The organism is Streptomyces pathocidini, from assembly GCF_001418495.1.
Taxonomy (GTDB): domain Bacteria; phylum Actinomycetota; class Actinomycetes; order Streptomycetales; family Streptomycetaceae; genus Streptomyces; species Streptomyces pathocidini.
In genome coordinates this window covers 1-8,675 of sequence record NZ_LIQY01000480.1, presented here as the reverse complement: position 1 = coordinate 8,675, position 8,675 = coordinate 1, and the positions used below count along the sequence as shown (strand labels likewise).

The 8,675-nt window shown below is 73.1% G+C and carries 8 protein-coding genes; 1 reads left to right on the top strand and 7 read right to left on the bottom strand.

Annotated elements, in window-relative coordinates:
- Nucleotides 1–7: 7 nt before the first annotated feature.
- The 4 genes from AOK16_RS20850 to AOK16_RS20835 all read right to left on the bottom strand — a co-directional run bounded on the left by AOK16_RS20850 (nt 8) and on the right by AOK16_RS20835 (nt 4,199).
- Complete coding sequence (locus AOK16_RS20850) at nt 8–1,060, bottom strand: N-acetylglucosamine kinase (RefSeq protein ID WP_055473718.1); 1,053 nt, start codon at nt 1,058–1,060, stop codon at nt 8–10.
- Nucleotides 1,057–1,734 (bottom strand): uracil-DNA glycosylase, encoded by a 678-nt coding sequence (locus tag AOK16_RS20845; RefSeq protein ID WP_055473717.1) that lies wholly within the window; start codon nt 1,732–1,734, stop codon nt 1,057–1,059. Before AOK16_RS20845 ends, AOK16_RS20850 begins: the two co-directional genes overlap by 4 nt.
- A 256-nt stretch (nt 1,735–1,990) precedes the next feature.
- Complete coding sequence (locus AOK16_RS20840) at nt 1,991–3,349, bottom strand: FAD-dependent oxidoreductase (protein ID WP_055473716.1); 1,359 nt, start codon at nt 3,347–3,349, stop codon at nt 1,991–1,993.
- A 145-nt stretch (nt 3,350–3,494) separates the two neighbouring features.
- Entirely contained in the window at nt 3,495–4,199 is a 705-nt protein-coding gene (locus AOK16_RS20835; protein WP_079101614.1) for a DUF305 domain-containing protein, read from the bottom strand.
- 176 nt (nt 4,200–4,375) lie between these two features.
- On the opposite strand from AOK16_RS20835, the gene AOK16_RS20830 reads away from it, so the two are divergent.
- Nucleotides 4,376–5,869, top strand: coding sequence for an LVIVD repeat-containing protein (locus tag AOK16_RS20830; protein WP_055473715.1), 1,494 nt, complete (start codon nt 4,376–4,378; stop codon nt 5,867–5,869).
- Between the two features lies 1 nt (nt 5,870).
- On the opposite strand, the gene AOK16_RS20825 is transcribed toward AOK16_RS20830, so the two are convergent.
- The 3 genes from AOK16_RS20825 to AOK16_RS20815 form a co-directional block, all read right to left on the bottom strand.
- On the bottom strand, nt 5,871–6,539 hold the full coding sequence (locus tag AOK16_RS20825) for a TetR/AcrR family transcriptional regulator (protein ID WP_055473714.1): 669 nt from the start codon (nt 6,537–6,539) through the stop codon (nt 5,871–5,873).
- Between the two features lie 144 nt (nt 6,540–6,683).
- Nucleotides 6,684–7,361, bottom strand: coding sequence for a phosphatase PAP2 family protein (locus AOK16_RS20820; protein WP_055473719.1), 678 nt, complete (start codon nt 7,359–7,361; stop codon nt 6,684–6,686).
- 111 nt (nt 7,362–7,472) lie between these two features.
- A complete protein-coding gene (locus tag AOK16_RS20815; RefSeq protein WP_055473713.1) occupies nt 7,473–8,405 on the bottom strand; it encodes a M56 family metallopeptidase in 933 nt (310 codons plus the stop codon).
- Nucleotides 8,406–8,675: the final 270 nt, after the last annotated feature.

Below are 8,675 nucleotides of genomic sequence, written 5' to 3'. Positions count from 1 at the left end.
GGGTGGGTCAGGCGGAAGCCTCCGTCTCGGGGAGCCACAGCAGCCGCGGATCGGGCGGCAGCACCAGCCCGCCGGTCGCGAGCGCGGCCGCGATACACAGCGCCCCGTCGAGCGGATCGCCCGCGGGCGCCACCGGGCGGGCGTGGGGCAACCGCTCCGCCAACTCCTCGCGCAGCGGCCTCAGCAGCGGCTCGCCCATCCCGAACAATCCACCGGTCGCCGCCACTTCACTGCCCTCGGCGGACGGGCAGACGGCCGCCGCGGAGACCGCGATCTGCCGGGCGGCCTCCCGCAGGATGCCCGTCGCCACCGCGTCACCCGCCGCCGCGCACCGGCCGACCTCCGGCGCGAACGACGCGAGTACGGCGGGCCGGTCCGTCCGCGGATAGACCGCGCCCGGCAGTTCGGGCGCGGACCCGAACACCGCCTCCAGCCTCGCCAGCAGCGCCCCGGACCCACCGGCGCGGCCGTCGTACGCGCGCATCGCGGCCTCGAGCCCGGCCCGTCCGATCCACGCCCCGCCACCGCAGTCGCCGAGCAGATGCCCCCACCCGTCGGCCCGCTTCCAGGCGCCCGCGACGGCGCCGTCCGGGGAGGCCAGGGTCGCGCCCAACGCGATCATCCCCGTCCCGGCGGCGACCACGGCGCCGGGACGCTGCCCCAGCGCGCCCGCGTACGCCGTCACCCCGTCGGCCGCCAGCGCGATGCGCCGGACACCGAGCGAGGTGGCGAGCACGCCGGGCAGCACGGCCCGCAGATCGTCACCGAGGGTCGCCATCCCGGCGGCCCCGATGGCCGCGGCGGAAACCGAAGCGGCGTGGGGCAGCCCGGCCCCCGACATCAACTCCCTTACGGCGGGCAGCAGTTGTGCCAGCAGGTGCTCGGCGTCGATCCCCGCCGCCCCCGTACGCACCGGCTCCCGGGACCGCACGGTCCCGACGGGCCGCGCATCCCCGGCGCGCGCGAGCGCGACCCGGAGCCCGGACCCGCCCGAGTCGACCCCGACGACCCAGCCGTCCCCGACCCGGCCGTCCCCGCTCCGCGGAGCGGGACCGGTCACGGAAGCCGCCAGTCCACCGGTTGCGCCCCCTGCCGCAGCAGCAGGTCGTTGGCGCGGCTGAAGGGGCGCGAGCCGAAGAAGCCGCGGTCGGCGGACATGGGGGAGGGGTGCGAGGACTCGACCGAGGGCAGCTCGCCCAGCAGCGGCCGCAGGTTGCGGGCGTCGCGGCCCCACAGGATCGACACCAGCGGCTTGCCGCGCGCGGTGAGCGCGCGGATGGCCTGCTCGGTGACCTCCTCCCAGCCCTTGCCGCGGTGTGCGCCCGGCTTGCGCGGGGCGGTGGTGAGCGCCCTGTTGAGCAGCAGCACGCCCTGCGCGGTCCACGGGGTGAGGTCGCCGTTGGAGGGCCGGGGCAGTCCGAGGTCGCCGTGCAGCTCCCGGAAGATGTTCTCCAGGCTGCCGGGCAGCGGGCGCACCTCGGGCGCCACCGAGAAGCTCAGCCCCACCGCGTGCCCCGGGGTCGGATACGGGTCCTGTCCGACGATGAGGACTCGTACGTCGTCGAACGGCTGCTGGAAGGCGCGCAGCACATTCGGCCCCGCGGGCAGATACGTCCGCCCCGCGGTGATCTCGGTACGGAGGAAGTCGCCCATCGCGGCGATCCGTTCGGCCACCGGCTCCAGGGCTTTCGCCCAGCCCGGCTCGACGATTTCGTTCAACGGTCGTGCAGCCACGCCGTCACCCTACTGGCTCAGCCGCCCTCCTCCCGCACCGGCCGATCCCCGCGCGAACGGAATCGGCCGGGCGCCGGGCCGCCGGTCGGGCCGCCGATGGTCCGGTCAGGCCGCCCGGTGGTACTGGCCGGGGGAACGGGCCTCGCCCCCGAGTTCGCGGGCCGCGTGGCGCCCGAAGTACGGGTCGCGCAGCAGCTCGCGGCCAACAGCACCGCGTCCGCCCGTACGGCGTCCACGACCTCCGGCGCGGACCGCGTTACGAGGCGGCCGCCCTCCGCGCCGCCTCCAAGAGCCCCGCCCAGTCGGAGATCTTGACCGTCGTACGCCCCAGCGACTGCCCCAACTCGGCCTCCGCCGCCTCGATCGACCGCCAGCCGTGCCACGCCACCGGCTCCTGGCCCAGCCGGCGCAGCGCCTCCAGCGGATCGTCCGGAATCCGCCGCTCCAGCAGCGAGGGCGCGTCCGCGAGCAGTGCCGTCGCGGTCTCCTTGGCGCAGGGGCGGTTGGTCCCGATCACTCCGGTCGGCCCGCGCTTGATCCACCCGGCCACGTACTCGCCGGGCGCGGGCGAGCCGTCCCGCAGCACGCGGCCCGCCGCGTTGGGCACCGTCCCGCGCTCCTCGTCGAACGGCAGCCCCGGCAGCGGGGTGCCCCGGTAGCCGACGGACCGCAGCACCAACTGGGCGCCGATCTCCTCGAACCGGCCGGTCCCCACCACTGCGCCCTGCCCGTCCGGCGCCGTCCGCTCGAACCGCACCGCCGCCACCCGGTCACCCTCCGGGCCCGCCAGCAGGGCCACGGGCTGCAGGAAGAACCGCAGGTGGACGCGGCGCGCCAGGCCGCGGGGCGGGGCCTGCGCCCAGCCGCGGAGCACCTCCACGTTGCGGCGGTTCACCGCCGGGAGCCCCGACGGATCGGCGAAGGCCGGGTCCAGCGTGAGCTCGTCGGGGTGCACGGCCACCTCGGCCCCCGGCAGGGCGCCCAGTTCCCGCAGCTCCTTGGTGGTGAACTTCGCCTGCGCGGGGCCGCGCCGTCCCACCATGTGCACCTCTTCGACCCGGCTGTCCGCGAGGGCGCCCAGCGCGCCCTGCGGCATGTCCGTCGGCGCCAGCTCGTCCGCTCCCCGCGCCAGGATCCGCGCCACGTCGACGGCCACGTTGCCTACCCCGATGACGACGGCCGACCGCGCGTCCAGGGGGAAGGCCGCCGCGTCGGCGTCCGGGTGGGCGCTGTACCAGGAGACGAACTCGGTGGCCGAGTAGCTGCCCGCCAGCGACTCGCCGGGCACCCCGAGCCGCCGGTCGGTCGCCGCGCCCACGCAGTAGACGACCGCGTGGTACAGCTCCAGCATCCGCTCGGGGGTCAGCCCGCCCTCGCCCACGCGCACGTTGCCGAGGAACTCGACCCGCGGGTGCTCCAGGACCGTACGGAGGGTGTTCTGCAGCGACTTGATCTTCTCGTGGTCGGGCGCGACGCCGTACCGCACCAGCCCGTACGGGCACGGCAGCCGGTCGAGAACCTGCACTCGTACGTCCGGGACGGACTGCTGCTCGACGAGGGACTGGGCGGTGTAGACCCCGCTCGGCCCCGAACCGACGACGGCGACGCGAAGCACGGCGGCTCCTTCCCGCGAGGGTGTCCCGCAAGGGGTGCCTCCAGCATCGCACCGGGCCGGCCGCACCGGGAGGTTCCGCGCGGCCGTGTCCAGGGGCGTCCGGGGGCGCCGTCCGGGTGGGCGCCGCCTGGGCGGGCGACGCCCTTTAGGACATGCCCCGCATGCGGTTGATCTCGCTCGTCTGCTGGGCCACGACGTCGTTGGCCATCTCCTCGACCAGGACGTTGTTGCCCTCCGAGAGCACCTCCGTGGCCATGGCGACCGCCCCCTGGTGGTGGGTGATCATGAGCTTCAGGAACAGCGCGTCGAACGCGTCGCCGCGCGCCGCCCGCAACTCGGCCAGCTGCGCCTTCGTCGCCATGCCGGGCATCGCCGCGTGGTCGTGGTCCGTGTGCTTCCCGGCGCCCCCGTTCTTCTTCAGCCAGCCCTCCATGGCCCCGATCTCGGGCCCCTGGGCCGCGCCGATGCGCTCGGCCAGCCGCTTCACCGGGCCCGAATCGGCGCGGTCCTTCGCGAGGCCGGTCATCTCCAGGGCCTGCCGGTGGTGCTCGATCATCCGCTGGGCGTAGGCGAAGTCCGCGGAGTTGGGGGAGTCGTCGCCGAGGGCCTTCTTGGCCTCCTCGGCCGACAGCGTCTCCGCCGCCTCGCCCGGCTTGCCCGGCGCCACCACCGACGGGCCGCTATCGGCCTTCGCCGCCGCGTCGGGGGTTCCCGACTGGCAGCCGCCCAGGGCCAGTACGGCCGCGGCGGTCGCGGCGGCGGCGGTCAGGGCGCGGACGTGCGATCGCGTACCGAGCGGTCTCGTACGGAGCGGTCTCGTACGGAGCGTTGGCGTGCGGCGGTGGAACACAGCGGCCTCCCGGGGGACTTGGACCCGACAGGGACTGTCCTAGCACGCTCCTGCCGCCGATTGATCAAAAACTTTTATTACGTGTTCATTGCCATCTGTTGTTGTGTGCATGAGGGGGGTGATACTGCCCGGGTCCAAGAACCGTTCAACTCCGAACGGATACAAGGGAGGACGCAGTGACGTTGCACCAACCCCGTGTGCGGCACAGACGCCTCGGCGTGGCAGCGGCCGCGATCGGTCTGATCGCCTCGTTCCTGGCGGCCGGCCCGGCCGCCGCGACACCCGACCCGGGCGGCAAGCCCGTCCAGGAGCGGGTCAGCAAGAGCGAGGCCGCCGACACCGAGGCCGCCATCGAGAGCGGCGAGATACCCGGCGTGGACGAGATCGTCCACAGCAAGAACGTCAGCCACCTGGCCAACGTCCCCAAGGACGCGCTGCCGGGGACGAATTCGGATCTCGCCTTCCAGGGCAAGTACGCCTTCGCCGGCAACTACGACGGCTTCCGGATCTTCGACATCAGCAACCCGAAGGCCCCGAAGACCGTCAGCCAGGTCCTCTGCCCCGGATCCCAGAACGACATCACCGTCTCCGGTGACCTGCTCTTCCTCTCCACCGACTCCTCGCGCAGCGACGACTCCTGCAACAGCACCACGCAGCCCGCGACCGAGAAGTCCTCGTGGGAGGGCATGAAGGTCTTCGACATCAGCGACAAGCAGAACCCGAAGTACGTCGCCGCCGTCGAGACCGCCTGCGGCTCGCACACCCACACGCTGGTGCCGGACCGCCGCGATGTCTACATCTACGTCTCCTCGTACTCGCCGAGCGCGACCTTCCCCGACTGCCAGCCGCCGCACGACGGGGTCTCCGTCATCAAGGTGCCGCGGTCCGCGCCGGAGAAGGCCGCGATCGTCGACTTCCCGGTGCTGTTCCCGGGCGAGGGCACCGACGGTGGAGGCAACCCGGGTGCGCCCACCAACCCGGGCGTCTCCAAGACCACCGGCTGCCACGACATCACCGCGTACCCGAAGCTGAAGCTGGCCGCGGGCGCGTGCATGGGTGACGGCATTCTGCTGGACATCTCCAAGCCCGCGGAACCCAAGGTCATCGACCGGGTGCAGGACAACGTCAACTTCGCCTTCTGGCACTCCGCGACCTTCAACGAGCGCGGCACCAAGGTGGTGTTCACCGACGAGCTCGGCGGTGGCGGCGCCGCGACCTGCAACGAGGCGATCGGCCAGAACCGCGGGGCCAACGGCATCTACGACCTCGTCGGCAAGGGCGACCACCGCAAGCTGGTCTTCCGCAGCTACTACAAGATCCCGCGGCACCAGGCCGACACCGAGAACTGCGTCGCGCACAACGGCTCGCTGATCCCGGTCAGGGGCCGCGACATCATGGTGCAGGCGTGGTACCAGGGCGGCGTCTCCATCTGGGACTTCACCGACTCCAGCAAGCCCAAGGAGATCGGCTTCTTCGAGCGCGGCCCGATCTCGGCCGACACCCTCGTCGGCGGCGGCGCCTGGTCCGCGTACTACTACAACGGCTACATCTACTCCAACGACATCGCCAAGGGCTTCGACGTCCTGAAGATCGATGACCGGCGGACCGACGAGGCCAAGCGGGTCCGGCTGTCCGAGCTCAACGTGCAGACCCAGCCCGACTACCTCTGAACTACCCCTGAGGTCCGAGGGTTTGCGGCGTGAGAGGGTGCGCCGCGCGTGACAGCGGCGTTCCGTCGGGCGGCTCCCCGCCCGGCGGAACGCCGAGCTCCCAGTCCAGGCCGTAGCGCTGGAACAGCTCGGCGCGCAGCCGCTCCAGCGGCATCGGCGCGCCCGGCAGCAGAATCGCCACCACGGCACCCATCAACAGCGCCCGCAACATGAGGTAGTCGGCGTTCGGGTCGGGCGCGCCGTAGCGCACCATCGCCTCCCGCAGCAGTTCGGCCAGCCGCTGCTGCTCCGGGCACGGGATGAAGCCCTCCCCGGTGAGGATTCCGGCCATGTGCGTGCGCATCAGCGTCGGCCGGTCGCGGGCGATGCCCAGCACCGCGTCGATCGCCCGTGCCAGCAGCTCCCGCCCGTCCTCGGTGCGCGGCTCGCGCTCCACCGCCGCGGCGAGCGTCAGATGCATGTGCCGGTGCACGGCCGACTGCAACAGCTGCCGCTTTCCCGGGAAGTAGTACGAGACCAGACCGCGCGCCGAGCCCGCCCGATCGGCGATATCCGCAAGCGTTGCCGCTTCGTAACCCCGCTCGTCGACCAGCTCGATCGTCGCGCTCAACAGCCGCTCGCGCGAACGTCGGCGCAATTCCTCATTGACCGATGGGCTACGCGGGGACATCCTTGGCTCCTGCGTTGACTGGCTCGAAGCCAATATACTCTGAGAGCCTTCGGACGCCCGGTTCCGGCCAACGGAACCTGCCTGATGAAGCTGCCGCCGTCTCGGGCGACGCGGGGGATCGCCCGAGACGGCGGTTTTTCCTGTTCAGGGCGCGGTTCTGCGCAGTGTGCAGACCGCCGCTGTCAGGGCCGCCAGGGCCCCGCCGAGGAGCCAGCCGCCCAGGACGTCCGAGAACCAGTGGACGCCCAGGTAGACCCGGGTGAAGCCGACGCCGAGGATCGAGACCGCCGCCGCGGCGGCTGCCGCGGCCGTGGCGAGGCGCCGCCCGCGCGTGGCGCTTCCCCTGTCCCGCCCGGCCAGCAGCCAGACCAGAAGAGGGCAGACCAGGGCGGCGGTCATCGCGTGGCCGGAGGGGAAGGCCATGTACGGGGCGGTGTCCACCGGATTCTCCCACTGAGGACGCGGCCGGTCCACCGCCCACTTCAGGGCCTGCTGCAGCAGGCTCCCGGAGACGGCCGCCAGCAGGATCCAGGCAGCCGTGAACCGGTCGCCGCGCCAGAGCAACCAGAGCGCGGCCAGGACCAGCAGTGCGCGCAGGGTCCAGGGGTCCCACACCCAGTCGGTGAGGATCCGGTTGGCCGTGACCCAGCCGGGACGGGTTCTCGCCGAGCCGTGCAGATCGTCCGCGACCGTACGGTCCCAGGACAGCAGCGGGGACCACTCGGCCGCCACGAGCCCGAGGACGACACCGAACAGAAGGCCGCAGACGGCGGCCGCCGACAGGCAGAGGGCGGGGGAGCGGGACGGGGGTGGCGGATCCATGAGGCGATCCTCACGGATGGCGCCGAACTTCACCCGAACCGACATATCTCCCTCGTCAGCTTTTGCCCGGCACGATGTGGTCGGCTTTGCCCGGCATGGTGAGTGGCCCAGCTACCGCAGCACGGACAGCGCGGGCCCGAAGGTCACCAGCAGTGGCACCACCGGAACGAACGCCGCGGCGGCCGTCAGCCGTAGGCGCCGGGCCGGGGTGAGCCGAGGCTCGGCCGCCAGCAGCCGATCCACCCGCCGTTCCACAGCGGCCTGCGCGGTCGGGCAGGGCCCGAACACCCCGCGCCCCTCGTTGAGTTCGACCAGCGCGAGCGCGAGCGCCAGTCGGCCGAAGCGGCGCGAGGCGACATCGTCCGCGGCCAGCTCCACCAGCCGGTGCATCTCGTCCCGGAACGCCGCGAACACCGGCACCTGCGGGAACCCCCGCGCCAGCGCCGACGAGCAGTGCAGCAGCCAGTCGTGGCGAGCCCGGGCGTGGCCCTGCTCGTGGGCCAGTACGGCATCCAGCTGGCGGCGGTCGAGCCGCCGCAGCGCGGCCGTGGTGACCACCAGCCGAGGCGACGTGCCCGGCAGCCACCACGCCTCCGGGCGCTCGCCCTCCAGCACCACGAGCCGGTCGCCGGCCGTCTCGCCGGGCAACCGGGGCGCCCGTGCGCGCAGTTCGGCGCGGCGCCGCAGCCGCCTCACCCGCGCCGAGCCCACCTCGCGGGTCAGCATCGCCGCGGTCCAAGCGCCACCGCACGCGAGCACCACGGCGACAGCCCCGGCCCACGGGCCGTAGGCGTGGAGGGCGTACGCGTCGATGACGCCGCGGGGCGCGGGCGCGAAGACATGTCCCCGAACGGCACCCCAGGCCGCCGCGGCGGTCAGCGACATCGCCAGCGCGCAGCACAGCAGCACCGCGGCCACCACGCACTGCCACACCCACAGCGCCAGCACCGGCTCGCGGTCCACCCAGGCGGCGCGCGCCAGCAGGCGCGGGCCGAGGGCCGCGGCCAGCCCGCCGAGCAGCAGCAGCGCAACCGGGAGCATCATGCCGCCAGCCTATGAGTGAGGTGCTACTCCCGGGTATGGACTCGACGCGGAAAGTGACGCAGACCACGGACGCGGCCTCGGAACGAACCCGCCCCAAACCGCCCGCAACAGCGGTGCCTGTCAGCCGGACAACAGCATGGCGAACATGCCCAGGCCCATCGACACCCGGCAGGCGGTGGCCAGTTCGGGCCGCTCCAGCCAGCCGGGTATTCGCTCGCCCGACTCCGGTGCCTCTGCCACTCCGGTCGTCCCCACCGCCCCCGTCGGACC

Coding starts and splice junctions, on each gene's coding strand:
- AOK16_RS20825 (WP_055473714.1), bottom strand. CDS start 6,539: ATGTCCCCGCGTAGCCCATCGGTCAATGAGGAATTGCGCCGACGTTCG.
- AOK16_RS20820 (WP_055473719.1), bottom strand. CDS start 7,361: ATGGATCCGCCACCCCCGTCCCGCTCCCCCGCCCTCTGCCTGTCGGCG.
- AOK16_RS20815 (WP_055473713.1), bottom strand. CDS start 8,405: ATGATGCTCCCGGTTGCGCTGCTGCTGCTCGGCGGGCTGGCCGCGGCC.